Here is a 23,530-nt window from a genome sequence, read left to right on the forward strand (position 1 = left end):
AATTCCGAAACCTTTTTAAATACCCCACTTATCCAAAACATATCAAATGGCAGACGTAAAATCAAAAAAGAAAAAATTTGTGCAGATAATAGCACCTAGACAATTTCATGAACAAGTCATAGGAGAAAGTTTAGTGGCTGATCCTAGATTACTTCTTGGAAGAAAAATAAAAGTAAATATGATGAGTCTAACAGACAATCCAAAAAATCAAAACATTCAGATCAAATTCCACATTAATAATCTAAAAGGAGAAAATGTTTCAGCTGAAATAATTGGTTTTACTCTTTTACCAGCTTTTGTAAAAAGACTTGTTAGAAAAGATAAAAAAAGAGTTGATGATTGCTTTAAAGCACAAACAAGCGACAATAAAAAACTTACATTAAAAACTTTCTTATTAACACTAAACAAAACATCTAAATCTGTTTTAAAAGCATTAAGAAAACAGACACAAGAAACTCTAAAAGATAAAGTTAGTAAAATCTCTTATGATGAATTACTTAAGGAACTTTTCTCACATCAATTACAAAACGAAACAAGAAAAAAATTAGGAAAAGTATATCCTTTAAGACAATGTGAAATAAGAGATTTACAAGTTATTTCTGAGAAAAAACATGATGATGAAGAACAAGTCAAAGTAGAAAAACCAGCTCAGAAACAAGAAGAAAAAACTCCTAAAAAAGAAGAAAAGCCAAAGGAAGAAACAAAAGCAGAGAAAAAAGAAGCAAAACCTGAAGAAAAGCCTAAAGAAAAACCAAAAGAGGAAAAAAATGCCAAAACCGACAATTGATTATAAAAAATGCACAAACTGCGGAACATGCATAGAAGTTTGTCCTGTAGATGTTTATGAAAAAAAAGGCGATAAAACAGTTGTAGCAAAACCAGATGATTGTATTGGTTGTAAAGCCTGTGAAGTTCAGTGCCCTGAAAAAGCAATCACTGTTGAAGATTAATTCTTTCTAAATCTTTATAAATAAGATATATTTATTTGACACTACTCCAGTCCCTTAGTGTAGTGGTCAAGCATAAATGGTTCTGGGCCATTTGACGGCAGTTCAAATCTGCCAGGGACTATATTTATAAACTCTTAAAACAATATAAACAATATGAAACTAATAGCGCAGGGAGCAGAAGCAAAATTATATCAGGATAAATCTAATCTAATTAAAGACAGGATTAAAAAGAGTTATAGAATTCAAGAAATTGATAAAAGATTAAGAAAAAGAAGAACAAAAAAAGAAGCAAAACTTCTAGATAAACTAAATTCATTAGGATTTACTCCAAAACTAATAGAAGCAGACGAAAATAAAATAATTATGGAGTTTATTGAAGGCAAAACACTAAGAGATTGCCTAACAGAAAAAAACTACAAACAATTAATGAAAGAATTAGGCCAAAAAATAGCAATTTTACATGAAAATAACATTATTCACGGAGATCTAACAACATCTAATTTTATTTTTAACAAACAAATCTATTTTATAGACTTTGGATTAAGCTTTGAAAGCCATAAAGTAGAAGATAAAGCAGTTGATCTGCATCTATTAAGACAAGCATTAGAATCAAAACACTATAAAATCTGGAAAGAATGTTTTGAAGAAGTATTAAAATCCTATAAAAATAAAGAAGTTATAGAAAGATTAAAACTCGTTGAAACAAGAGGAAGATATAAACATAAATAAAAAACAAAAAATTTATATATTACCTATCCATTAACATATTTGATACAAATGACAAGAGTTGGTTATATTCATTGTTGCTAAAGATTTTTCTAGTTTTAACTATATAGTTCATCATCATCAAAATATTCATTTTCTTATTAAATTTCTAAAAGTCATCTGGACTCTAAACAGGGAGAAATACAAAAATGAAAAGCGAGGGTAATGTACAAGAAAGTACTGATTGTATTCACTGTAATAAGGAAGGCCACATTAGAGAAATCTCTAAACTATCTGGTTTGTCCTTCAGATAAAGCAGATCTTAGATTGAATATTGGTAACTCTGATTTAATATCAGAAGGAGAATTCCAATGTAATGAATGTGGAAGAACATATGAGATTAAAGACGGAGTACCATATTTTTTTGAAAAAGGTAATGGATCTGAATGGAAAGACAATCTGACCGATAACACAATAATAGAAGATATTGCAGAGACTATTTCTGATAAAGACATTACTTGGTCAAAAATAATTGCACTAAGTCCTTTATTCTTAAATAACGTGAAGGATAGAAGAAAAGCAATAGATAAAATATTTGGTATTGTTGGGAAAATAATAAGACTATGCGATGTTAATAGTGAAACAGAAGCGTATCTAACTCAAGCAGCAATTGCAGCAAGATACGATATTGAAGTTTATAAAGGCACTTTTAAACTTCCAGAAGAAGCTCTATCATATCTAAAGAATAACTACCGTAAAAGACAGGGTATTATTGTAGAAGGAGCATGCGCTACAGGAGATTGTTTATTGGAATTAGAGGAAACTCTTGATTCTAGATTCTATATAGGATTAGATATTTCAGGAACAATGGTAAGAAAAGCGCAACAAAACATAAAGGAAAATGTGTTATTTGTGCAAGGAGATGTTACTTCTTTACCTCTAAAAAGAAATTCAGCAGGAATCTATGTTTTGAATAATCTTTTTGATAGAGTTGTTGACCCTCCTAAAACATGTGAGGAAGCCGATCTTATTCTTAGGTCAGCAAAGCAATCTTTCCTTGTGTTAAGTAATTGTGACCCTCTCCAGTTTGGGTACACAACAGAAAAAGGAGATAAAATTATCTTTGTTCCGGAAAATAAGCAGCTTACTCTTGAAGAAGGGTTAGAGAAAGCAGGATTCAATAGGAGAGTCATGGAACAAGGTATGTGGCAAATAGAAACAGCAGCCTATGGGAGAGAAGCCCTGCCTTATAAATGTTTAGTTGGAAGTAGACCCACATTAGATGAGTTTTGCTTAAGAAATATTGGAGGTATTTAAAAATGACAGCTGTACCAATAAATGAAAAAATCCCTGTAATTAATGGATTGAATTTAACAAATGAGGAATTAAAAAAAGCAGAATTAGAAAACAAAATGCTTCTAATAGATATTGAAACAAGCAATAAATGCAATCTCAATTGCAAATATTGTTTCAGAGATGTTTATGGAACAAAAGAAGCATTAAAGAAAGAACTGGATCTTAATAAAAGATTAAACCTGATAAAACAGGCAAGAGAGCTTGGCTGTAAAACTATTAAGATTACAGGTGCAGGAGAACCATTTGCTGACCCTGATGTCTGGCCAATGATAGAATATGCTAATTCATTAGGGATGTGGGTTATGATTTTTACAAACGGTTCTTTGATAGATAAAAACACAGCAAAGAAACTTATAAAGATGGATGTTTCATTAATAGTGAAATGCAATTCTCTTGATGAAAACAAAGAAGACCAGATGGTAGGTGTAAAAGGATACGCTAAAAAAAGAAATAAAGCAATTGAGTATTTAATCAAAGAAGGATTTAACAAAACAAATCCAACAAGATTAGGCAGAGATTTAGTGATTACAAACATAAACAAGGAGGAGATATATGATTCATTAAGATGGTGCAGAAAAAATAAAGTTTTCCCCTTGTTTAGGCCGCTTATGCCAATTGGAGCAGCAAGAAAATTAACTGATTGGATGTTAAGTAAAGAAGAAACAAAAGAAATGTATGAGAAAGCAAGAGAAATTGACAACAAAGAGTTTGGATTGAAATATAATCTGACTTTACCTTACATGGGCGGCGTATGGTGCAGGCAACTCCATTATGCTATTTATGTTAACATATTGGGTGAAGCTTATGCATGCACTGGTTCAAAAAAGATTCTTGGTAACTTCAAACAACAAAGCCTGAAAGAAATATGGAACAGCGAAGAAGCAAAAAGAATTCAGAACACACCTTATGATAGTTGTCCATTAAGAGAATCTTATTGGAGAGGAGAAAAGAATTATGATTGTATTTAACTATTATTAAACAAAGTTTTATGTTCAATTGAAGGAAATTTGTCAAAAACGTAGATACAAACATAAATAAAATTAAATCTCAGAAATAGCTTCTTTAAATAACTCTTCAATCTTTTTATCCTTAAATTTTATTTGCTTAACTAATTCCTTTGCTTTCTCAGATATTCTTTTATACATAAATTGAATTTTCTCTTTTGTTCTTTCCATGCCATATCTTTTAAAATAATGAGGAATATTATAATCAAAATATGCAAGACTATCTGCCTCCATTAAAATAGTTTCTTCTTCATTTCCTCCTTCTTCATGAACTTCGATAAGACGTTTAACTTTCTCAACAGTTTCTTTGTTATAATCATATTTCTTCATTAAATCACTTGTTATTTTTGCAGATCTTATTGCATGTTCTTTTTTAAACTCATGAATTTTTGAATAATCTTTCAAATCTTTTTCAGTTATTCCAGTGATAGCTCTCTCTATATCATGAGCTAAAGCAGCAATTTTTAATGCTTCATCAGAATCTGGTTTTAATTTAAGAACCCATTTTAATGTTAATTCAGAATGTATTGGATCAAAAACAAGAGGAGATTTAACTATTATTTCTTTAATTTCTTTTTTAACTAAATCAAATTTACTCATTTAAAAACCTTCTTAAACAAACTTTTATCCTTATCGGTTTTTTCAAACTCTTTTAACAAATCCTTTTGTTTCTTTGTTAATTTCTCAGGAACCTGAACAATTACTCTTATGTTTTGATCCCCATGACCATGACCATTGAGATGAGGCATTCCTTTTCCTCTCATTCTAAACAAAGTATGTGTCTGAGTTCCAGCAGGAATTTTTAGTTTTGCCCTGCCATCTAAAGTTGGAACTTCTATTTCAGTACCTAACGAAGCCTGAGTAAAGCTTATTGGAACTTCAAGATTTAAATCATCATCCTCTCTTTCAAATATTTTATGTGGTTTTATATTTAATTCAACATAAAGATTTCCAGATGGTCCTCCTCTTCTGCCAGCTTCTCCTTCTCCAGAAATTCTTAATCTTAAACCATCACTAGTGCCTTTAGGAATATCTACATCAATGTTTCTTGTTTTTTTAACTACACCAGTTCCATCACAAACAGAACACTCTTCTTTAATATATTTACCTTCTCCTCCACACTTTCTACAATGAGCTGTTTGAGAAAAATAACCAAAAGGCGTTCTCCTTTCTTGTCTTACATAACCACTTCCATGACAATCAGGACAATTTACAACATCAGATTTAGATTTAGCTCCACTTCCATCACATTTTTCACATTTTTCAAGCCTTGGAATAACTATTGTTTTTGTAGCACCAAAAGCAGCATCTTCTAAATCAATCTCTAATTCATATAAGAGATTGTTTCCGCTTTCAGGTTCACGCCTCCTTCCTCTTGATCTCCCACCACCAAAAAACTGATTCAATATATCTTCAAAACCAAAATTTGCAAAATCACTAGGATTAAAACCACCACCATTAAATCCATTTGCAGCTGTTCCAAACTGATCATACTGTTGACGTTTATTATCATCCCCTAATACAGAAGCAGCCTCATTTAATTCTTTAAATTTTTCAGAAGAACCATCGCTCTTATTTACATCAGGATGATATTTCTTAGCTAGTTTTTTATAGGCACTTTTAATCTCATCTTTTGTAGCACTTTTACTAACTCCTAATATTTTATAATAATCCTTTGTCATTTTAAATTAAAAAGAAAAAAAATTATTTCTTCTTCTTATCTTTTTCTTCTTCTACTTTGTAATCAGCATCAACTACTTTCTCATCTTTCTTGTCATCTTTTCCCTTTTCCTGTTGTTTTGCAGCTTGTTCCTGAGCAACTTTCTGATACATTTCTGTTGACATCTTCTGAACAATCTCATTAACTTCTTCCATTTTCTTTTTTATTACTGCTGAATCTTTCTTCTCAGGTTTAAGAAGTTCTTTTAATTCCATTATTTTCCCTTTGACTTCTTCTAATTCTTTTTTATCAACTTTCCCTTCAAAATCCTTAAACATCTTTTCACTAGAAAATACCAAAGCATCTGCCTGATTAATTACTTCAACTTCTTCTTTTCTTTTCTTGTCTTCTTCTGCATGCTCTTCTGCATCTTTCTTCATCTTTTCAATATCTTCATCATTTAGTTTTTGTGATGCTGTAATTTGGATTTTTTGTTCTTTTCCAGTTCCCATATCTTTTGCAGATACATGTATAATTCCATTTGCATCAATATCAAATGTAACCTCTATTTGAGGTATACCTCTTGGTGCAGGTGGAATTCCTACTAAATCAAATCTACCCAAGCTTTTATTATCTGCAGCCATCGGACGCTCCCCTTGTAAAACATTTATAGTTACTGCTGGCTGATTATCTGCAGCTGTTGAAAATGTCTGGCTTTTTTTAGATGGAATAGTTGTATTCCTTGCAATAAGTTCTGTTCTAACTCCTCCTAAAGTTTCAATACCTAAAGTTAGAGGTGTAACATCTAATAATAAGATATCTTTAACCTCTCCTGCTAGTATTCCTGCCTGGATTGCTGCTCCATTAGCAACACACTCCATAGGATCTACTCCTCTTTCAGCCTTTTTTCCAACAAAATCTTCTACAAATTTCTTTACAATAGGCATTCTTGTAGGACCACCAACTAAGATTATCTTGTCTATATCACTTGAACTTAATTTAGAATCTTTCAAAGCTTGTTCTAAAGGATGTTTGCATTTTTCAACAAGATCTCCAACTAAATTTTCTAATTTAGCTCTTGAAATTTTCATTGTTAAATGTTTAGGTGTTCCATCCTTCTCAGCAACAAAAGGCAGATTAATATCTGTTTCAGTTGTATTTGACAATTCAATTTTTGCTTTTTCAGCAGCCTCTCTAATACGCTGCATAGCAGTTGGATCATCACCTACATCAATACCTTCTTTTTTCTTGAATTCTTCTATAATATGATTCATTAAGGTATTATCCATATCTGTTCCACCTAATTGTGTATCTCCTGAAGTAGATTTAACCTCAAATACACCATCTCCAAACTCCATTACTGTAACATCTAATGTTCCGCCACCAAAATCAAAAACTAATATTTTAATTTCTTTTTCTGACTTATCTAATCCATAAGCCATAGAAGCAGAAGTAGGTTCATTTACTAGTCTAACAACATCTAATCCAGCAATTGTTCCTGCATCTTTTGTTGCCTGTCTTTGATCATCATCAAAATAAGCAGGTACAGTAATAACTGCCTTTTTTATTGGCTCCCCAACAAATTCTTCTGCATCTTTCTTTATCTTTTGTAAAAGAAAAGCAGATATTTGCTGAGGTGTATACTCTTTATCATTAATCTTGTATTTATGTTTTGTACCAATCTTTCTTTTTGCAGCAGTTATTGTTCTTTCAGGATTAGAAACAGCCTGTCTTCTTGCAGGTTCTCCAACCAACTTCTGATTGTCTTCAGTAAAAGCCACAACAGACGGAAATGCTTTTCCATACTGTGTTATTCCTTCTGCAGATGGAATTATTGTAGGTTTCCCTGCTTGCAAAATAGCTGCAGCAGAATTACTTGTCCCTAAATCAATTCCAATTATCTTCTCTTTTTTTGTAGATTTTTCTTTTTTATCATCATTTGTCATTTTCTTTTTCCCCCAAAACCGATTTTCTTAGTATTTTAACATCTTCATCCTTTAAAATTGGTTTTCCTTTTTTCATATTTTGAGCATAACTCACTATTTCAACAACCTCAAAAAGTTTTTTGAGCTTATTTAAGTTAAAATTATCATATTCTTTTATTGAAGCTAACGCCTGATAAACATCATAATCAGATGTAACTAAATCAATCTCACTTGATTTACATGTAATCAAAGTATCTGTTTCATCATCATCTGTAATCAGATACTTCAAAATCTTCTCAGCTTTGATAAAGTATTTCTGTTTTTGTTGTGCCATTTTACCCTAAATAAGATGGAGTTGTCGCTTTTCCACTACCTTTCTTTGGTTTTTTGTTTCTCTTTTCTATGATTTTCAATTGTTTTGGCTTTTCTATCTTACCAAACTCTTTCTCATAATTTTTAATAACTTCTCCTAACAACTCATAAAACTTTTTTGTATGATACACATCAAACATTACAATATTATGCTTTAGATTAATTACAGTGTTTTCTTTTGATCTTGGATCAACTCTCGGTGTTATACACTTAAAATCAAAGATAAACTGCATTGGATTAAAATTAATTGATGCTTCATGTGCAAAAAAATCAGGTGCTAAATCACCTATATTCATATTTATTTTTTGTTTTTCCATTTTTACCCCCAAATTACTTTAATATTTCATAATTTAGTATTTTATTTAATAGTTTTTTATCAGGAACTAATTCCTCTAATCTGCCTCCTGGTATAGTAGGATGTGTTTTTAGATAGGTAGCCCACTGCCTTACACTTTCTGGATCATTTTTATTAACAAAATAATTCAATGTAAACCAAAGATGGATTGCTTCTCCATGTTTGTCACAATTACCAACCTTACAATGCAATGGTTTTACTTCCTGAATTGTACATCCTTGCTTTTCATCATGAAATACACACTCACCATATGGTTTGTCTTTATCTTTTTTTATTAGCTTAGGCCTCATCAGCTTTGTATTAAATTTCTCACCTTCTTCTAAAAATTGTTTTTTTAATTTTTTCTCACGTACTCCCAAAAACTTTGCAATCTTTTTTGCATCGTCTTCAACCAAATAACCAGAACTATATTTGCAGCAATGACTGCACCTTTGACAATTTCCTGTTAAATCTAAAATATCTTTTAAAGGTGTTTTTGCGCTTACTTCAACATTTGGTAGCTCTTTTGTCATGTTTATCATCCCCGCCTTTTGGACTTTTTTTTGAAATTTTAACTTTAGTATGCCTTATAACCTTATCATCTAGCATATATCCTTTCTGGAGCTCTTCTAATATCACTCCATCTTCTTTATTAGATTCCTGGGTTATTAAAACTTCGTGTTTGTATGGATCAAATCTACATCCTTCAATATTTATTTTCCTTAACCCCATATCTTCTAAAGTTTGAAAAAGCTGGGAATATATCAGCTCAACACCCTTTATGAATTCTTCTTTATTGTCTGTATTTTTTAATGATAATTCAAAACTATCTAAAACACTTAGTAATTTAGTTATTAATTCAGCCTTAGCATATTTATTTATTTCACTATTCTGGCTTTCAACTCTTTTTTTATAGTTTTCAAAATCAGCTTGTAATCTTTGAATTGTCTCAGTCAATTCTTTCTTTGTTTCATGTTTTTTTGAATCTTTCATTTTACATCTTGTTGATTTAAAATCAACCATACTAATCTAAGATAGTGCAGGTTATATTTAAATGTTTCGGAAAAGGTTTATAAATACTAAAGTTTATTACTATTTTATGATAATCAGACATCAAAAAATTACTATTGTCAATGTTAGAAAACCAGTTCAGAGAAACATTAACTATGAGCTTCAATGGCTTGGTACTTCATTAGGTTTATTTAATCTAAGAGATAAGGACAAGAGCTGTTTTAGAATATTTCTTGAATTACTAAAAGCCGCAAAATCAAAAAAACCATTGACATCAGACGAAATAGCATCACATCTTCAATTAAGCAGAGGAACAGTAATACATCATATAAACAAGCTGATGGAAGCAGGATTAGTTATTAATGAGAAAAACAAATACATGTTAAGGGTAGATAACCTAAAAATGCTTATTTCTGAAGTAGAAAAAGACATTCAAAGAACATTAGGAGACTTAAAAGAAGTAGCTTCTGATATAGACGAATGGATGGGTTTATAATCTATTTATCCAACCTCTATACAAAAATTTATAAATGATGGTTGCTTTTTCTCCATTTCAAAGAGCAGTAATTTCTCTTTTAATTCAATAAAAAAGGCGATAGGAGATAGAATAAATGCCATCACAAAGACAATTAAGACGAACTTTAGAAGAAGACATAAATGGAATTAGTAATCTCTCTATTAATATTTCAAGAAACCAGCATAAACATCAAACACAATTTCTCAAAGAAATTGTTAATATCCTCATGGATGCAAATCCTGAATTAGACATAGATAAAATAAAAAAAAGCGTACACTTCTCAAATCTACATCATTTTAGAAAATACAGAGACAGCGGGCATCCAGCTGTTAGCCATGATTATCATGTTGGTTATATTCTAGCATATTGGGGTTTAGGGGATGATGCTGTAATAACAGGACTTAGTCATGACCTTATAGAAGATAGTGAAGAGAAAAACATCCCCTATCATCAAAACAAAAAAAGGAGATTAAATATTATAGACCAAATTAATAGAAATTTTGGGAGTAGTGTTCTTCTTGGAGTATTGGCTCTATCAAAACCCCCTGATTCTCGACTTATGGATATTACACAAAAAATAGATGAGATAATTGAACAAACTTACGATATAAAAGCCATTCGTGAAGAATTGAATTCATTAAATCAGACATACTCCAAAATAGAATCAAAAGAAATAGATAGAATATTATATCAACAACTTGAAGAATTTAAAACTATGTACCCAAACATAGATTTTTTTAACCACGCAAGAGTTGCTGATAATATTGCAAATTTATTAACAAAACAATATATGAGACCAAATAATGGAATGACAGCAGAACAACGTCAACAAAGGTTTTGTGAAACCTCTGAACAATATGTGTTGCCATTAGCAAGAGAGATTGATCAAGAAGGAACAATTGAAATGCGTATTGCACCATATATAAGAGAGCTTATAACAAAGTAAATAGAAACCTATTTAAACATAAATCCTAATTCTATACTAAGGTGACTAAATTCAAAAGAACAATTATAACAAGCGCACTACCTTATGTAAATAATGTACCTCATCTAGGTACTACTGTTTGTGTTATTTCTGCAGATGTATTCACCAGATACCTTAAATCAAAAGGAGAAGATGCCATATATGTCTGCGGTACAGATGAACACGGAACAACAGCAGAAGTTAAAGCCTTAGAAGAAGGACTAACACCAAGACAACTAGTTGATAAATATTTTAAGATTCATAAAAACATATATGAATGGTTTAACTGTGATTTTGATTGTTTTGGAAGAACATCATCAGAAGACAACAAAGAAGTTGCAGTTGATATATTCAAAAAATTAGATAAAAATAATTTTATTATTGAAAATGTACTAAAACAACCATTCTGTAAAAAATGCGACAAATTTCTATCAGACAGATATGTAGAAGGAACATGCCCTTTTTGCGATTATGAAGAAGCAAGAGGAGATCAATGTGAAAACTGTGGAAAATTATTAAACGCCACAGAACTAAAAAAACCAAAATGCAAGGTATGCAATCAAAAACCAATTATAAAAGATACAAATCATTTGTTTATTGATCTTCCTAGAATAGAACCAGAACTAAAAAAATGGATTTCTAAAATACAAGACAAATGGTCTGATAATGCAAGAACAATGACAAATGCCTGGTTAAAAGAAGGCCTAAAAGAGAGATGCATAACTCGAGATTTAAAATGGGGAATTAAAGTTCCTAAAAAAGGCTATGAAAATAAAGTTTTTTACTCTTGGTTTGACGCACCAATTGGTTATATCGGAATAACAAAAGAAACAAAAAAAGACTGGCATGATTTATGGCATTCTCCTGATAAAACAAAACTAGTCCAGTTCATGGGCAAAGACAATATACCATTCCATACAATCTTATTTCCTGCCTTTTTGATTGGTGCAAAAGACAACTATACTTTATTGAATGAGATAAATGTTAATGAATATCTTAACTACGAAACAGGAAAATTCTCAAAATCAAGAGGAGAAGGTGTCTTTGGAGATGATGCAATTGAAACAGGAATCTGTGCAGATGCTTTTAGATATTATATCCTAATTAACAGACCAGAAACATCTGATACAATATTTACTTGGGAAGATTTCCAAAGCAAAATAAACAATGAACTAGTCGCAAACATAGGAAATTTAGTTAACAGAACAATCATTTTCATAAACAAATTTTTTAATGGAAAAGTCCCTAAAGGAAAAATTGACAAAAAGCTTGTCTCAAAACTTGAAAAAGAATATTCTCAAATTGGAAAATCTCTTGATAATATTAAACTAAAAGATGGTCTAAAGCAAATAATGAATGTTTCTAAAGTTGGAAATCAATTTTTCCAGGAAAAAGAACCATGGAAAACAAAAGATCAAGACGCTTTATTCACTTTAGCAAATGTTGTTAAAGATTTGGCAATCTTAATACAACCATTCCTACCAAAAACATCTGAATCAATATTTAAACAATTAAATATCAAACCACAAAAATGGAAAGAATTAGGAAAAACAACAATCAAACAAGACCATAAGCTAAATAAAGGAGAGTTATTGTTTAAAAAACTTGAAGATAAAGAAGTAAAAGAATTCAAAGAAAGATTCCAAGGAAAAAATTCTGAACTTCCCCTAGATCTTAAAATTGGAAAAGTTTTAGAAATAGAAGACCATCCAGATGCAGATAAATTATATGTTTTACAAGTAGATTTAGGAAAAGAAAAGCGCCAATTAGTAGCTGGCCTAAAACCATACTACAAAAAAGAGGAATTAAAAGGAAGAAATATAGTTGTAGTTACTAATCTAGAACCAGCAAAACTAAGAGGGGTTGAAAGCAAAGGCATGTTATTAGCAGGAGGAGATGATAATAACAATGTTGTTTTAGTTAATGCTGAAAACTCTTCACCAGGAGACGAAATATCCTCCTGCAAAAAACAAATAAATTTTGACGAATTCTTAAAAATTAAAATAATTGTAAAAAACAAGAAAATTTTAGCTAATAATCAAGTTCTAAAAGAAATTTCATGTGATATAAAAGATGGTTCTAGGGTACGCTAAGTGTTCCTTGTAAACCCATCAATACAAAAGATACAAAAATCATCAAACCATAGACAGTTTTATTCCACTTAAGAATCTTCTTACCATCAAACATTGGGAAAGGCAATAGATTAAATAAAGCCAGCCAGGAATTAACAACAAAACCATAATACGAAATAACACCCACAGCATTTCCAATAGACATAGAATTAATATACAAGAAGATTATTGCCAGAATGATATTTGTTCCAGGACCCCATGCTGATATTTTTCCATTTCTTTTTATTCCAACTGGTCCGGAAATCATTACAGCACCAGGAGCAGCAAAAACAAAACCAAAAAAAGACATAAGTAAAGCAAATCCAAGCATTTTATCAAAACTTCTAAACTCAGCAAAGCAGCCATATTTCTGAGCTACTATTTTATGTCCTAACTCATGAAATATAAAAGCAGTACCTACTGTCAGTAAAGAGACGACCCACGCCAATAAAAAATCAATACTCAAAGAAAACCCTTGAAAAACAATTGCAAAAGCCAGAGATAAAATAATCCATGCTCTACTCAAATCTTTTATTTCTCTCTCAGAAATATTAAAACCAGGTTTTAGTGCTTTTTTTAACATTTTAAGAATTATACTTCTTGATTAGCAACACCAGCAGCAAACAATCTGTGCTTTTCCTGTCCACTAAGCTCAGACACGATCCTCCTGATTATTGCTTTTTCAGGATCAGGCATTAATTTTACTCTTTTCTTTATATCATCAAAACTTTCAAAAGACTTTTCATCTCTTGCATCTATTATTTCCCACATATGTTTTTTCCCAACACCAGGCAATAATTCTAATTGATGCATTCTGGTTGTTAATGGCTGAGCCTTGTTAAAAAATTCTATAAATTTCTCAGGATGTTTATGAACAACATTTTTAATAACGTCTTTTAATACAGATGATCCCGTAGCAGTTAATTTGTCCATATCTAATCTTCCAGTTATATGATGAATCTTGTCTCTTTTACCTTCACCAATATAAACCTCTTCATTTGGTTGTAATGTTACTCCTTTTTTTGGAACTAACTCTAACAAAACCAATTGATTTTTACCCAACACCTGTACAATTGCATTCTTTTTGTACGAAGGAGTTTTGTCAAATGGATAACCATTAGGTAAAAAATCCAGTACAATAGCTACTTCTTCTTTTGGCATCATTTTCAATACAACCCAATTCTGGGCGTAACCACCCTCAATTATTCTTGATATTTTTTAACACATTCTGCAATTTTTTTAAAATTCTCATTAGTGACTGTAACAGTATATCCTTGTAAAATCCCTTTGACTTCTTCAGCTGATCCAGGAACTAAATCAACTATTTTTATGATATGTTCTTCTTTTAATCTTGGAATTTTGAGCTTTTCTAATTTTTCTTTTAATTCCTGTTCTTTTTTTGAGCTTAAGATAGTGAATTGATTTAGGTATTCCTCAGTTTTTTCTGCTCTGAAGTTAAGTTTCCCTTCTTTTTTCTTTATCTTGTTTATTTCTTCTTTTAATTCTGCCATTGAAATTGGCGTATCTTGAATTATTTCTGGTTTTACCATTTTTCCTCCTTAGATCTTCTTTAAATGTATTGGATGAACTATCACAGACTTTTCTTTGTTCTGATCAGTTATTGCAACATAATATGCTCTTCCTTGTTTTGATTTCACAACCCCCATTTTACCATAAAATCTTAAAGGGAACATTCCTCTCTGATAACTTGAATCTGCTACTAGTTGTACTTTATCTCCTTCCTTAAAACTCTGGAAAAATCCTCTAATATTGATCTTTCCCCTTTTTCTTATTTTTCCAGTTAATTTTTGTCTTGATTTTCTTCTAGGTCCGCCTTTTCTATTCATTTAATTCCACCCTCTTATTGTAAATATAACTACTTCAAACTAATATATGTAAAGAACTATTATAAAAAGCTTTTGGTTAATCAAGAACTATTAACTATTTCTTATACGGATTACTTGTTCTCTTTTTCTGAATATATGCTACTGCTTTCTTACCATCACTTTTCATATGAACAGTATCTCCTGTTTCAACTTGATAAAAGAAATGATTTATATCTCTCATATCTCCCTCGACACCCATAGCAGGAATACCTAAATCTCTTGCTACAGTCATTGCATGAGAAGTTTGCATTGCGTCATTACAAGTAATAATTGCTTTTTTATTCTTAGTAAGATTTGCCATACCTGCAAAAGTTTCATCTAATCTGTCACACACAAGGACGTATTCATCAAATAAATCGTTTCCTCTTTTCCATTGATCATTAAAATAATGCATTACAGATTCATCTGTCATCATCTCATAACCAAGCGCAGAGCAAAAAGTCTGATAATCTGGATTTTGTGCAAGCTTACTGTTTTGAAGAAAATCATCTGCTCGTTCATCAATTCTATCTCCAGCTCCAATAATATCAGCGTGTCCTACATGTACTAGTAAGGTTCTTAATCCTGACTTACTTGTTGTAACATATGCGGGCAGAACTGTTTCTCCTGCTATTCCATTGCAAATCTCGCTTTCTATATAAGGAACATCATCAGGTATTTGCATATCTAATTGATAAGCATACGGCTTAACTTTTGGAAGTTGCCTAATTTGAACGAACTTAGGCAACTGCTGAGGAGCCAATAAGAATTCAACCTGAACAACTCCATCAAGACCTAATCCTTCTTTTGCTTTTCTTGCACAATAAACTGCATGATGAGATTCTCCTTCTGAAAGCCAACCTCTTGGTTTGTCTCCAGGTTTAATCTCCAACTTAAAACCTTTTGGAAGAAATTCATCTAAAAAAGCATATTCTGTTTCATTATGTGATGATCTGCCATTAGAATCAATCGCTTCGGTAACTGCTTTGTTCTCTTCAAGTTGAATAACCCCTTTTTCTAAAGCATTTGTTACTTGTTCTTGAACAATAATTGCCATATCTTCAGTTATATCAACTTCCATTTTCTCTGCATAATTAGCAACTTCTATGAGCCATGCAGACTCTATAATATCATAAAGAGCGACTGTCAATGATTTATAGTTATTCAAGTCAGGAATAGATCTAAACATTCCGGCAAAACTAGCTTTTACACCATCTTCTAGAGGAGAAGATGATCTTGCAATAACAGGATTTGTTAACTTGTTATATGCTTGTTCTGCATATTTAAAATCAAAAGTGAGACCTTCATCTGGTTTTCTCTCTGTACCTACTGGAACTATAAAGAAATTAGGAACTTCAAATAAACCTGTTTGTTGTGCAAACTGATATAATCTAAGTAGATTAAATCCTTTTCCTCCTACAACATCTCTAGTAAGAGTTTTAGGATCACTTCCAGCCCAAATTAAACCAGTCATAATAAGATTGTTAAATTTCATCTTTTATAAATGTTCCGATTTATAACCACTAAATAGTGATTAATTTTACTGAAAAGTCCTCTTAATATGAATATGTGTCTTTTTAAAACGCTTTGTAAGGGTAGATTTTATAGCCCAATAAAATAGCAATTTTTATAAATGGTTAAGGTAAATTTTTCTTATGATTAAAGAAATTTCTGATAACATATGGAAATTATCAGTTAACTCAAATATATATCTCTTAAATTTTGAAGAACCAATTCTAGTAGATGCTGGTGATAGATCGTATCATGATGAAGTTCTAAAAGAAATAAGCAAAATTATTTCTCCAGAAAAAATATCTAAGGTTTTATTTACCCATCTTCACTATGATCATACTGGAAATATTGATATGTTTCCCAATGCAGAATTCTTTGCACATGAAAAAGAGATAAAATCTTATAACAAAGACTCATACAAAACAATACTAAATGATGATTTATTTAACAAATTTAAAATTAAATTGAAACCATTACCAGAGAAGATATTAAATCTTAAAGTTATCCATACACCAGGCCATACAAAAGGAAGTGTTTGCTTTTACTTAAAAGAAAAAAACATCATGTTTTCAGGAGATACTTTGTTTCTTAATAATAATCACGGAAGAACAGATCTGCCAAGCTCTATTCCAGAAAAAATGCAGGAATCACTGGATAAAATTTCTAAATATAAGATTAATATTCTATGCCCTGGTCATGATTATTAACAATTCTTATAATAAACAGCTTTGTACGTATTTAATTGGGTAAAGTATGATCTTAAATCCTTTAATGAAGGAAGAAGAGTATTTATTCTCTTTGTAGAAGAAGCTTTGACATTTAATCTTTCTGTTGGTGAAAAATGATCTCCTGTCACTTCCATCAAAACATCATCTAAATTTTGAGGCAAATCTCCTTGAATTCTTTTGTTAGTTTCTTCTAATTCATGATGATTAAAAACATGCCATATTGATCTTATGTATAAAAGACAAGCCTGGCTATTAGATGCTAATTTTATTCCAGCTAATTCCTTAGATGTCAGATGAAGATGATAATAATTCCTCAATGTATCTTTATAATTCATCTCAAGAAAGGATAACGGTTCGTTTATAAGTCTTTCCTTTAAGAAACATTTTTATACTTTAAAATTTTAATATATCCTAATGAGAAAAATAATCTTTATCATACTGAGTTTATTCTTAATAAGTGCATGCAGTTCTATTCAGGAATTAACAACAACACAAATCTCTTCTGTCGCTGAAAAATTTATACAAGATATTGCAGAAGAAAATACAGAAGAAGGAACAGACATAACAACAAAAATAACAGATATAAAAAAAGTAAATACACACTGGGAAGTTGATTATCAGATAAATATTAGCAATAGTTTAAATTACGTTTTATTAGAACGTACTTTAAAGTTAAATAACAAAGGCCAGATTATAGACGATATTTCTAAATCAAAAACAAAAGAATGAACACCACAGACTCTTTGATTGGTTGAGAAGCTGAGAAGTTGCCATGAAGCGCGCTATAAATTATTTTCAAAAATTTTGAGAGTTTTAATCAAAGTAGAAGCGTACTCTTTTGCAATTTCTCTATAACTTTCTCCAGGAAGTTCGTTGTTATAATATAAAATTATCCCTCTGGGTAAACCTTGCTTAAAATCTGCTTTAAATATTCGAATTTTTTCTTTGTCTATGAACTGACCCATCTGTAAAACAATCCAATTTTCAGAACTTCTATCAATTTCGTAATTTGGATATTCTCCGCTTTCTAATTTTGGTCTTCTTTTTATTCTAAAGTATTTTGGTTTTGTGTTTTTGTCATGTTCGGTAAATAGAATTTTTGATTCATATATTACTCCCGATCTTATTCTCTCTAGCTCTTGCTCCAAAAACTTTGGATAGTCGTCCTCATTTACATTATTTGGTATATCAATAGTAGGAAGATAAACTTTAGGGTCATATTCTTTATAAGTATTACTTAAAAGTTCTCCCACTATTTTTTGATCTCTTTCTGATAATTTTTCTATAAACTCTTCTAAAGTTCCAGGATAAACCTTTAAAATTTTAGGAAAACCTAAATCTAAAACAAGACCCTCAAAATTAATTTGCGAAACGCACTCACAAGAATAAAATAAGTCGGACATGATAATCTCATTTTCTTGGTTAAGCCTAGAATATTTTCTTTTAATTTTATCTATATCTATAAATCGTTCAAAAGCAAGTCTCCCTAATTTTTTAGTTACCTTTATTTCTAAATAGCCATGGGGACATCTATCTTTATCATTCATTCTATATCCTAAATCAACTTGAACATGTTTTCTTAAATCTTCTGGAAGGAATTCATTTAGCATAATTCCTCTGCTGCCCTCTCCCGGTCTTGGTTTTTTGAGAAGAATATCTATTATTTTGTCTAAAGGTTTTTGCCGAATAATTTCCTTTTGTTTTTTGACCATTTTGACCACTCAACAATAGAAAACCAAAATCTTTATATATTAATTATGCACCACTACCAATGGTGGTGAAATGGAAGATATAAAATATTTACTTAAGGAATTGGGATTAACAGAATATGAGACAAAAGCTTATTTATCACTCTTGCAATTAGAGAAATCCATAACTGCATACAAACTCAGTAAAATTTGTGGGGTGCCCTTTGGAAGAATTTATGATATTATGGACAATTTAGTTTCTAAAGGAATAGTTATACTTGAACCGGGAAAACCAAAAAGATTTAAGGCAATTGAACCGAAAATAGCAGTTTCTGCTTTGCTAACTAAGAAAGATGTGGAATGGCAACAAACTAAAATCAAAATAAAAGATATAGTAAATAAACTTCAAAGAAAAATCACAAGCGAAGAGCCAGTAACCATGATGAAAGGAAAAGAGGTTCTTCTCTGGAAAATTTTGGAAATTTATAGCAAAGCAAAAAAAGAAGTTTTGATAATTGCTGGAACATTAGGAGCAAAAAGAAAAGGAATAGATCTTGGGAATTGTGCAAGAGAAGGTATCAAAAAAGGAGTAAAATTTAAGATGATTATTCCATCAGTTAAAGAAGTTAAACAACCAATTAAAGAGTTGGTAAAAGTAGGTATAGATATAAGAGAATATCCTATTAAAGGAATTAGATTTAGCATTATCGATGAAAAGTTATGTTTTTTAAGTATAGAAGATCAAAAATTTTCATATAAAACTGCAACTATAATAGTGGAATCTGAAATATTTAGTAAAGCTATGAAAGAATTCTTTAATGGAATTTGGGAAAAGGCCAGAGTAGTGAAAAAATAGAAACTTAGTTAAATTACTCTAATTTTTTTGGTATTTTTATTTTAAACATATTTTTATATGCTTCAACTTCATATGAAATATTTTTATATGCTTTATTATAATTTTTATACTTAAGAATGTTTATTAGTAGCTCAATTAACCATTTAAAATAAAATTGAAAGAAACCCTTTTTTCTTATTTGAATAATATGAATCCATTCATGATGAGTAATTCTTTTCTTAAAAGATATTGGCTCAGAATGCCTTATGAAAATATAAGGATAGAGAGTTATTCCATTTTTTTTAAATAATCTAGGTAGCCAATGATTATACCTAATTTTTATTTTCATATAATAATCACCTAGAAAACTATCTACCTCTCAAATTCCAATACTCTATAAAAACCAAAACCCCAATTATTATAAAAAGCATATACCATTTTATACTTAATATAAGAATAATTAAACCTAAAACACACAAAATCAAAACCAAATAAAAGCATAACAATATTCTTTTTATCCACTCAACATCTAAAAAATTAATATTATCCATAGCAGTTTTATGTAAGCCATTTATTGTTTTCCAAACTAAACTTTCAAATTCCATTCTAATATAACATATAGCACAAAACCCATTTAAATATTTTTCTAAAAAGAAAGCTCCACGGCCCAGACTAGATACTTTTTGTACCCCTAAGATGGCGCCAATTAAAAAATACACTTTTTAAATTTAAGCATTTTCTTCTTTTATTTCTGGATTTCTTGGTACAATAAATCTTGAATAAATAAAACTAAAAATCATTGCAAGAATATTTGTGCTCAAAACCAATAAAAGAACTATTTCTGTTAGTGAAGGAATCACAATTTGCTCTTTTAATGGAATAAATGCTAATACAGTTGCAATAAACCCCCGAGGTATCATTGTAACTATTATGAATGAATAGGGTTTAAGTGTTTTATCTATCTTTACTACTATATTTAGACTAATTAATCTTACAAAGATTATTATCAATAAAACAATTCCTACAATCACCAAGATCAAATTAGTGATATTTTTTAAATTAAATATTGCACCAATCAAGACAAAAAAGAAAACTCTCACTAAGAATGAAATATCTTCCTGAACAGACCTTATAGATTTGATTATCTTTTTTGCAGGATCATAAACAACCTCTTTTGGGCCAATAAATTTTTTATGGATAGCAGGATAGTTTCCAATAAGTAAGCTAAATACAAGAACAGCTATTAAACCCTCACCATTTAAAAGCTCTGTCAAGCCGTATAACAAGAATAATGCTCCAACTGAAGAGATATAATTAAGTCTTGGTAATTCGATCTTTTTGAGTATATTAATCCAAATGTATCCTATAATAAATCCTAAAACAACCGCAATAGAGATACTCGAAAAGATTGATTTCAAAATATGCCCCCCTACAAGCTGTTTGTTTATTAACAGAATAACACTAACACCAAAGATTATTGTAAAATCATTGATTACTGTTTCAAGAAAGATGAGATGTTTTGTATTATAACTTACATTTAATTTATTTATTAGTGTCATTGCAGTGACTGTTGTAGTTCCACTAGCAATCACACCCAAAAGAAGAGCATGTAAAAGTTGCCAATTAAAAAATGAATAAAGTATAAAACCAATAAAAAAAGTGCTTAATACACCTATCATAATTGTAAATAAAAAGGACCTACCCAATCTTTTAAGAACCTTAAAAACATTAAAGTTTAAACCACAATCAAGCAAAACAATCATTAATGCTAGGATAGAAACAAAAGGAACTATTGGTAATAGAACATCTACCTTTATGAACCCAAACACCGGCCCAATCAAAAGACCTATAACAATCAAGAATATTGATTCGGGTACCTTTGTTTTTTGATAGGATATCCTACCAAGATAACCTATGATAATTATCAAACCTATAGTAATGAATATGTTTTGAATCATTTATTTTATCTACTGCTAATCTTATATAAATATATTTCTATTAAGAAAAAATCAGAATTTATAAATCTTTCTATTTTGTTACTACCACTTAGTAAAGAATACGCCACGGTCCAGCTAAGATACTTTTTGTACCCCTAAAATGGCGTCAATTAAAAAAGAAAAAGGGTTTGGCTTTAACGTGTTCGTTGAAGTACATTCATAACAACATCATTATCTACATGAGTTGCATATGTACCATTAAATTCATGCATTTGACCAATAGAAATTGGAAGAACATATCTTGCTTTACCATCTTTTGCTTTCTTATCTCTTGAAGTTACATCGATTATATTTTCATTGGAGATTCCATTTGGAATAGTTATAGGTAAACCAACTGCCACCAATAATGCTTCTTGGGCTTGCAAATCTTTTTGAGAAAAATAACCCAATCGGTTTGCTATTCTTCCAGCAACCATCATACCTATTGCAACGGCTTCACCATGCGATAATTCAAAATTGCTCAATTTTTCCACAGCATGACCAACAGTATGTCCATAATTAAGTATTTTTCTTAATCCCTTTTCATGCGGATCAACTTCAACTACATTTCCTTTTATGCCACAATTATTTTTAGCTATATACAATGAAGATTCTGAAGATCTCTCAAGAACCAAACCAACATTTTCTTGTAAATAGTTAAAGAACTCTGCATCTTGAATTACACCATGTTTTATAGTTTCTGCTAAGCCATTCCTATAATCTTCTTCAGAAAGTGTTTTTAATGTTGCAACATCAATGTAAACTCGTTCAGGTTGCTTGAATGCACCAACTAAATTTTTTCCATATTCAGTATCAACAGCAGTTTTTCCTCCAATTGACGAATCTGCTTGAGCAAGAACAGTAGTTGGAATTTGAATATATGGGATGCCTCTGTTAAATATTGTTGCCATAAACCCCGCCATATCTCCAACAACTCCACCCCCAAGTGCAAGAATTGCAGAGTCTCTCCCGTACGTATGATGAGACATTTCACCCATCATTGTCATGCAAGAATCTATTGTTTTATTTTGTTCTCCTGCTTCAAAAGAAAATATTTGAGTTTCAATTCCTTCACTCCTTAAAGCATCTTCTAAGGATTCTTCATATAATTCTCTAACATTTGAATCTGTAACTATAGCGTATCTAGAACCAATAGGTTTATCTTTTAAATCCGATGCTATTTGAGGAAATAATTCATTTCCAAAAACAAGGTTATAGGACTCATCTATTTCCCTTTTCAGATTTATTCTCATTACATTATCTTTTGATTCAACCATGCTCTTGGCATTCTTAGTATATTTATAAATCTTCACAAATCCTTATTCTTTACCCAGATTAACAGGGTGGTATAGACTAATGTGAGTATTTCCTGGCTCAGAAGTTATTCCTAATGGGGCTTGAAGATATTTTGAAGCAAGTGTTGCAAAATACAATCCAAAACCAGTTCCCCCTTGACGAGACCTTAAAGTTACTCCAAACTCAAGAAAATCTTTTAATGGTTTGTCTTTTGGGAAACCTTCTCCTGTATCATGTACATCAAATTTCATAAAATAACCTCCTTGTTTTGCACCCTTTGGAATAAAAACTGGATTTTTAATAATACCACCAAGATGCTCACTAATTGTAAGAGTAACAGTACCTTCTTCTCGTCCTATAGCATTAAATCCATTCTTAGCCAGATTATAAAGTGCAGAATATAAAATACACGCGTCTCCAACTAATGTTTTTTCATTTGTATTAATATTAACAGATAAATCTTTTTTATCAGCCTTAAAAACTCCTTGCATGGTCTCTAAGTGATTATTAATTCCTAATATGTTGTAATGACAATCCTGTTGTGTTAACTGAGATATGGCCATTATTACACGTCCAACATGAGAATTTCTATAGTGGGCAAAATCTTCCTCTCCTTGAAGAAGAGTCATGCCGTGTTGACTCATGATATCGTGCCCAATTAGTCCTGTTACTGATACTTTCTCTTCCAAAGTTAATGGGTTTTCTACGTTCATTTTAGACT

The 23,530-nt window shown here is 30.6% G+C and carries 30 protein-coding genes and 1 tRNA gene; 12 read left to right on the forward strand and 19 right to left on the reverse strand.

The features are described 5' to 3' along the window. The first annotated feature begins 46 nt into the window (after positions 1–46). The 6 genes from CEE44_05155 to CEE44_05180 all read left to right on the forward strand — a co-directional run bounded on the left by CEE44_05155 (position 47) and on the right by CEE44_05180 (position 3,979). Complete coding sequence (locus CEE44_05155; GenBank protein TKJ17880.1) at positions 47–787, forward strand: hypothetical protein; 741 nt, start codon at positions 47–49, stop codon at positions 785–787. Next, a complete protein-coding gene (locus CEE44_05160; GenBank protein TKJ17881.1) occupies positions 768–950 on the forward strand; it encodes a 4Fe-4S ferredoxin in 183 nt (60 codons plus the stop codon). The genes CEE44_05155 and CEE44_05160 overlap by 20 nt, the downstream gene beginning before the upstream one ends. Before the next feature lie 48 nt (positions 951–998). Beyond that, a tRNA-Gln gene (locus CEE44_05165) sits at positions 999–1,071 on the forward strand. Positions 1,072–1,103: 32 nt separating this feature from the next. Continuing rightward, entirely contained in the window at positions 1,104–1,679 is a 576-nt protein-coding gene (locus CEE44_05170) for a Kae1-associated kinase Bud32 (GenBank protein ID TKJ17882.1), read from the forward strand. A 201-nt stretch (positions 1,680–1,880) separates the two neighbouring features. Next, positions 1,881–2,972 carry a hypothetical protein gene (locus tag CEE44_05175; GenBank protein ID TKJ17883.1) on the forward strand — a complete coding sequence of 364 codons (1,092 nt, stop codon included), beginning with the start codon at positions 1,881–1,883 and terminating at the stop codon, positions 2,970–2,972. A 2-nt stretch (positions 2,973–2,974) separates the two neighbouring features. Continuing rightward, a complete protein-coding gene (locus CEE44_05180; GenBank protein ID TKJ17884.1) occupies positions 2,975–3,979 on the forward strand; it encodes a hypothetical protein in 1,005 nt (334 codons plus the stop codon). Positions 3,980–4,051: 72 nt separating this feature from the next. Here CEE44_05180 and CEE44_05185 read toward each other — a convergent pair whose 3' ends face one another. Genes CEE44_05185 through grpE form a run of 7 tightly spaced genes read right to left on the reverse strand, consistent with a single transcriptional unit; the run spans position 4,052 to position 9,329 of the window. After that, complete coding sequence (locus CEE44_05185) at positions 4,052–4,615, reverse strand: hypothetical protein (protein TKJ17885.1); 564 nt, start codon at positions 4,613–4,615, stop codon at positions 4,052–4,054. Further along, on the reverse strand, positions 4,612–5,697 hold the full coding sequence (gene dnaJ, locus CEE44_05190) for a molecular chaperone DnaJ (protein TKJ17886.1): 1,086 nt from the start codon (positions 5,695–5,697) through the stop codon (positions 4,612–4,614). Before dnaJ ends, CEE44_05185 begins: the two co-directional genes overlap by 4 nt. Before the next feature lie 22 nt (positions 5,698–5,719). Continuing rightward, positions 5,720–7,621: a molecular chaperone DnaK gene (locus CEE44_05195; GenBank protein ID TKJ17887.1), complete on the reverse strand. Its 1,902-nt coding sequence runs from the start codon at positions 7,619–7,621 to the stop codon at positions 5,720–5,722. Next, a complete protein-coding gene (locus CEE44_05200; GenBank protein ID TKJ17888.1) occupies positions 7,611–7,934 on the reverse strand; it encodes a hypothetical protein in 324 nt (107 codons plus the stop codon). The genes CEE44_05195 and CEE44_05200 overlap by 11 nt, the downstream gene beginning before the upstream one ends. 1 nt (position 7,935) lies before the next feature. Continuing rightward, entirely contained in the window at positions 7,936–8,289 is a 354-nt protein-coding gene (locus CEE44_05205) for a hypothetical protein (protein TKJ17889.1), read from the reverse strand. Between the two features lie 13 nt (positions 8,290–8,302). Further along, positions 8,303–8,848 carry a hypothetical protein gene (locus tag CEE44_05210; protein ID TKJ17890.1) on the reverse strand — a complete coding sequence of 182 codons (546 nt, stop codon included), beginning with the start codon at positions 8,846–8,848 and terminating at the stop codon, positions 8,303–8,305. Then, positions 8,814–9,329 carry a nucleotide exchange factor GrpE gene (gene grpE, locus CEE44_05215; protein TKJ17891.1) on the reverse strand — a complete coding sequence of 172 codons (516 nt, stop codon included), beginning with the start codon at positions 9,327–9,329 and terminating at the stop codon, positions 8,814–8,816. The genes CEE44_05210 and grpE overlap by 35 nt, the downstream gene beginning before the upstream one ends. Before the next feature lie 31 nt (positions 9,330–9,360). Here grpE and CEE44_05220 point away from each other — a divergent pair, with 31 nt between their 5' ends. The 3 genes from CEE44_05220 (at position 9,361) to CEE44_05230 (ending at position 12,891) form a co-directional block, all read left to right on the forward strand. Next, entirely contained in the window at positions 9,361–9,813 is a 453-nt protein-coding gene (locus CEE44_05220; GenBank protein ID TKJ17892.1) for a hypothetical protein, read from the forward strand. A 115-nt stretch (positions 9,814–9,928) separates the two neighbouring features. Further along, positions 9,929–10,780, forward strand: a complete 852-nt coding sequence (locus CEE44_05225) for a hypothetical protein (protein TKJ17893.1) — start codon at positions 9,929–9,931, stop codon at positions 10,778–10,780. Between the two features lie 41 nt (positions 10,781–10,821). Beyond that, a complete protein-coding gene (locus tag CEE44_05230; GenBank protein ID TKJ17894.1) occupies positions 10,822–12,891 on the forward strand; it encodes a methionine--tRNA ligase in 2,070 nt (689 codons plus the stop codon). Here CEE44_05230 and CEE44_05235 read toward each other — a convergent pair. From CEE44_05235 to CEE44_05255, 5 genes are all read right to left on the reverse strand, one after another. Further along, positions 12,878–13,492, reverse strand: a complete 615-nt coding sequence (locus tag CEE44_05235; protein ID TKJ17895.1) for a hypothetical protein — start codon at positions 13,490–13,492, stop codon at positions 12,878–12,880. The two genes, CEE44_05230 and CEE44_05235, sit on opposite strands and share 14 nt — an antisense overlap. An 8-nt stretch (positions 13,493–13,500) precedes the next feature. After that, the gene (locus CEE44_05240; GenBank protein TKJ17896.1) at positions 13,501–14,073 is read right to left on the reverse strand and encodes a DNA-binding protein; all 573 of its coding nucleotides are present in this window, start codon (positions 14,071–14,073) and stop codon (positions 13,501–13,503) included. 38 nt (positions 14,074–14,111) lie between these two features. After that, positions 14,112–14,459 (reverse strand): hypothetical protein, encoded by a 348-nt coding sequence (locus CEE44_05245; GenBank protein TKJ17897.1) that lies wholly within the window; start codon positions 14,457–14,459, stop codon positions 14,112–14,114. 9 nt (positions 14,460–14,468) lie between these two features. Next, a complete protein-coding gene (locus tag CEE44_05250; protein TKJ17898.1) occupies positions 14,469–14,756 on the reverse strand; it encodes a 50S ribosomal protein L21e in 288 nt (95 codons plus the stop codon). A 94-nt stretch (positions 14,757–14,850) separates the two neighbouring features. Continuing rightward, positions 14,851–16,269 carry a hypothetical protein gene (locus CEE44_05255; protein ID TKJ17899.1) on the reverse strand — a complete coding sequence of 473 codons (1,419 nt, stop codon included), beginning with the start codon at positions 16,267–16,269 and terminating at the stop codon, positions 14,851–14,853. A 160-nt stretch (positions 16,270–16,429) separates the two neighbouring features. Between CEE44_05255 and CEE44_05260 the strand changes: the two genes are divergently transcribed. Next, positions 16,430–16,993: a hypothetical protein gene (locus tag CEE44_05260; protein ID TKJ17900.1), complete on the forward strand. Its 564-nt coding sequence runs from the start codon at positions 16,430–16,432 to the stop codon at positions 16,991–16,993. Here CEE44_05260 and CEE44_05265 read toward each other — a convergent pair. Next, the gene (locus CEE44_05265; protein ID TKJ17901.1) at positions 16,990–17,349 is read right to left on the reverse strand and encodes a hypothetical protein; all 360 of its coding nucleotides are present in this window, start codon (positions 17,347–17,349) and stop codon (positions 16,990–16,992) included. The two genes, CEE44_05260 and CEE44_05265, sit on opposite strands and share 4 nt — an antisense overlap. Before the next feature lie 79 nt (positions 17,350–17,428). Here CEE44_05265 and CEE44_05270 point away from each other — a divergent pair, with 79 nt between their 5' ends. Continuing rightward, the gene (locus CEE44_05270) at positions 17,429–17,743 is read left to right on the forward strand and encodes a hypothetical protein (GenBank protein ID TKJ17902.1); all 315 of its coding nucleotides are present in this window, start codon (positions 17,429–17,431) and stop codon (positions 17,741–17,743) included. Positions 17,744–17,796: 53 nt separating this feature from the next. Here the strand turns inward: CEE44_05270 and CEE44_05275 are convergent, their stop codons facing one another. After that, positions 17,797–18,726, reverse strand: coding sequence for a hypothetical protein (locus tag CEE44_05275; GenBank protein ID TKJ17903.1), 930 nt, complete (start codon positions 18,724–18,726; stop codon positions 17,797–17,799). A 70-nt stretch (positions 18,727–18,796) separates the two neighbouring features. Between CEE44_05275 and CEE44_05280 the strand changes: the two genes are divergently transcribed. After that, positions 18,797–19,558 carry a hypothetical protein gene (locus CEE44_05280; GenBank protein ID TKJ17904.1) on the forward strand — a complete coding sequence of 254 codons (762 nt, stop codon included), beginning with the start codon at positions 18,797–18,799 and terminating at the stop codon, positions 19,556–19,558. Between the two features lie 13 nt (positions 19,559–19,571). On the opposite strand, the gene CEE44_05285 is transcribed toward CEE44_05280, so the two are convergent. The 5 genes from CEE44_05285 to CEE44_05305 form a co-directional block, all read right to left on the reverse strand. After that, the gene (locus CEE44_05285; GenBank protein ID TKJ17905.1) at positions 19,572–19,886 is read right to left on the reverse strand and encodes a hypothetical protein; all 315 of its coding nucleotides are present in this window, start codon (positions 19,884–19,886) and stop codon (positions 19,572–19,574) included. Between the two features lie 19 nt (positions 19,887–19,905). Further along, positions 19,906–20,256, reverse strand: a complete 351-nt coding sequence (locus tag CEE44_05290) for a hypothetical protein (GenBank protein TKJ17906.1) — start codon at positions 20,254–20,256, stop codon at positions 19,906–19,908. A gap of 9 nt (positions 20,257–20,265) precedes the next feature. After that, the gene (locus CEE44_05295) at positions 20,266–21,495 is read right to left on the reverse strand and encodes a hypothetical protein (protein ID TKJ17907.1); all 1,230 of its coding nucleotides are present in this window, start codon (positions 21,493–21,495) and stop codon (positions 20,266–20,268) included. A gap of 173 nt (positions 21,496–21,668) precedes the next feature. Beyond that, entirely contained in the window at positions 21,669–22,790 is a 1,122-nt protein-coding gene (gene aroB, locus CEE44_05300) for a 3-dehydroquinate synthase (protein TKJ17908.1), read from the reverse strand. A 42-nt stretch (positions 22,791–22,832) separates the two neighbouring features. Further along, the gene (locus CEE44_05305; GenBank protein TKJ17909.1) at positions 22,833–23,522 is read right to left on the reverse strand and encodes a hypothetical protein; all 690 of its coding nucleotides are present in this window, start codon (positions 23,520–23,522) and stop codon (positions 22,833–22,835) included. Between the last annotated feature and the right edge of the window lie 8 nt (positions 23,523–23,530).

Source organism: Candidatus Woesearchaeota archaeon B3_Woes (genome assembly GCA_005222965.1).
Lineage (GTDB): Archaea > Nanobdellota > Nanobdellia > Woesearchaeales > B3-WOES > B3-WOES.

Bases quoted from the DNA above. Each gene is read 5' to 3' on its own strand.
- CEE44_05205 (TKJ17889.1), bottom strand. From the start codon at position 8,289: ATGGAAAAACAAAAAATAAATATGAATATAGGTGATTTAGCACCTGAT.
- CEE44_05240 (TKJ17896.1), bottom strand. From the start codon at position 14,073: ATGATGCCAAAAGAAGAAGTAGCTATTGTACTGGATTTTTTACCTAAT.
- CEE44_05180 (TKJ17884.1), top strand. From the start codon at position 2,975: ATGACAGCTGTACCAATAAATGAAAAAATCCCTGTAATTAATGGATTG.
- CEE44_05155 (TKJ17880.1), top strand. From the start codon at position 47: ATGGCAGACGTAAAATCAAAAAAGAAAAAATTTGTGCAGATAATAGCA.
- CEE44_05235 (TKJ17895.1), bottom strand. From the start codon at position 13,492: ATGTTAAAAAAAGCACTAAAACCTGGTTTTAATATTTCTGAGAGAGAA.
- CEE44_05175 (TKJ17883.1), top strand. From the start codon at position 1,881: ATGTACAAGAAAGTACTGATTGTATTCACTGTAATAAGGAAGGCCACA.
- CEE44_05200 (TKJ17888.1), bottom strand. From the start codon at position 7,934: ATGGCACAACAAAAACAGAAATACTTTATCAAAGCTGAGAAGATTTTG.
- CEE44_05255 (TKJ17899.1), bottom strand. From the start codon at position 16,269: ATGAAATTTAACAATCTTATTATGACTGGTTTAATTTGGGCTGGAAGT.
- CEE44_05220 (TKJ17892.1), top strand. From the start codon at position 9,361: ATGTTTCGGAAAAGGTTTATAAATACTAAAGTTTATTACTATTTTATG.
- CEE44_05295 (TKJ17907.1), bottom strand. From the start codon at position 21,495: ATGATTCAAAACATATTCATTACTATAGGTTTGATAATTATCATAGGT.
- CEE44_05280 (TKJ17904.1), top strand. From the start codon at position 18,797: ATGGAAGATATAAAATATTTACTTAAGGAATTGGGATTAACAGAATAT.
- CEE44_05275 (TKJ17903.1), bottom strand. From the start codon at position 18,726: ATGGTCAAAAAACAAAAGGAAATTATTCGGCAAAAACCTTTAGACAAA.
- CEE44_05250 (TKJ17898.1), bottom strand. From the start codon at position 14,756: ATGAATAGAAAAGGCGGACCTAGAAGAAAATCAAGACAAAAATTAACT.
- aroB (TKJ17908.1), bottom strand. From the start codon at position 22,790: ATGGTTGAATCAAAAGATAATGTAATGAGAATAAATCTGAAAAGGGAA.
- CEE44_05285 (TKJ17905.1), bottom strand. From the start codon at position 19,886: ATGAAAATAAAAATTAGGTATAATCATTGGCTACCTAGATTATTTAAA.
- CEE44_05265 (TKJ17901.1), bottom strand. From the start codon at position 17,349: ATGAATTATAAAGATACATTGAGGAATTATTATCATCTTCATCTGACA.
- CEE44_05160 (TKJ17881.1), top strand. From the start codon at position 768: ATGCCAAAACCGACAATTGATTATAAAAAATGCACAAACTGCGGAACA.
- grpE (TKJ17891.1), bottom strand. From the start codon at position 9,329: ATGGTTGATTTTAAATCAACAAGATGTAAAATGAAAGATTCAAAAAAA.
- CEE44_05185 (TKJ17885.1), bottom strand. From the start codon at position 4,615: ATGAGTAAATTTGATTTAGTTAAAAAAGAAATTAAAGAAATAATAGTT.
- dnaJ (TKJ17886.1), bottom strand. From the start codon at position 5,697: ATGACAAAGGATTATTATAAAATATTAGGAGTTAGTAAAAGTGCTACA.
- CEE44_05195 (TKJ17887.1), bottom strand. From the start codon at position 7,621: ATGACAAATGATGATAAAAAAGAAAAATCTACAAAAAAAGAGAAGATA.
- CEE44_05245 (TKJ17897.1), bottom strand. From the start codon at position 14,459: ATGGTAAAACCAGAAATAATTCAAGATACGCCAATTTCAATGGCAGAA.
- CEE44_05305 (TKJ17909.1), bottom strand. From the start codon at position 23,522: ATGAACGTAGAAAACCCATTAACTTTGGAAGAGAAAGTATCAGTAACA.
- CEE44_05260 (TKJ17900.1), top strand. From the start codon at position 16,430: ATGATTAAAGAAATTTCTGATAACATATGGAAATTATCAGTTAACTCA.
- CEE44_05210 (TKJ17890.1), bottom strand. From the start codon at position 8,848: ATGATAAACATGACAAAAGAGCTACCAAATGTTGAAGTAAGCGCAAAA.
- CEE44_05170 (TKJ17882.1), top strand. From the start codon at position 1,104: ATGAAACTAATAGCGCAGGGAGCAGAAGCAAAATTATATCAGGATAAA.
- CEE44_05225 (TKJ17893.1), top strand. From the start codon at position 9,929: ATGCCATCACAAAGACAATTAAGACGAACTTTAGAAGAAGACATAAAT.
- CEE44_05270 (TKJ17902.1), top strand. From the start codon at position 17,429: ATGAGAAAAATAATCTTTATCATACTGAGTTTATTCTTAATAAGTGCA.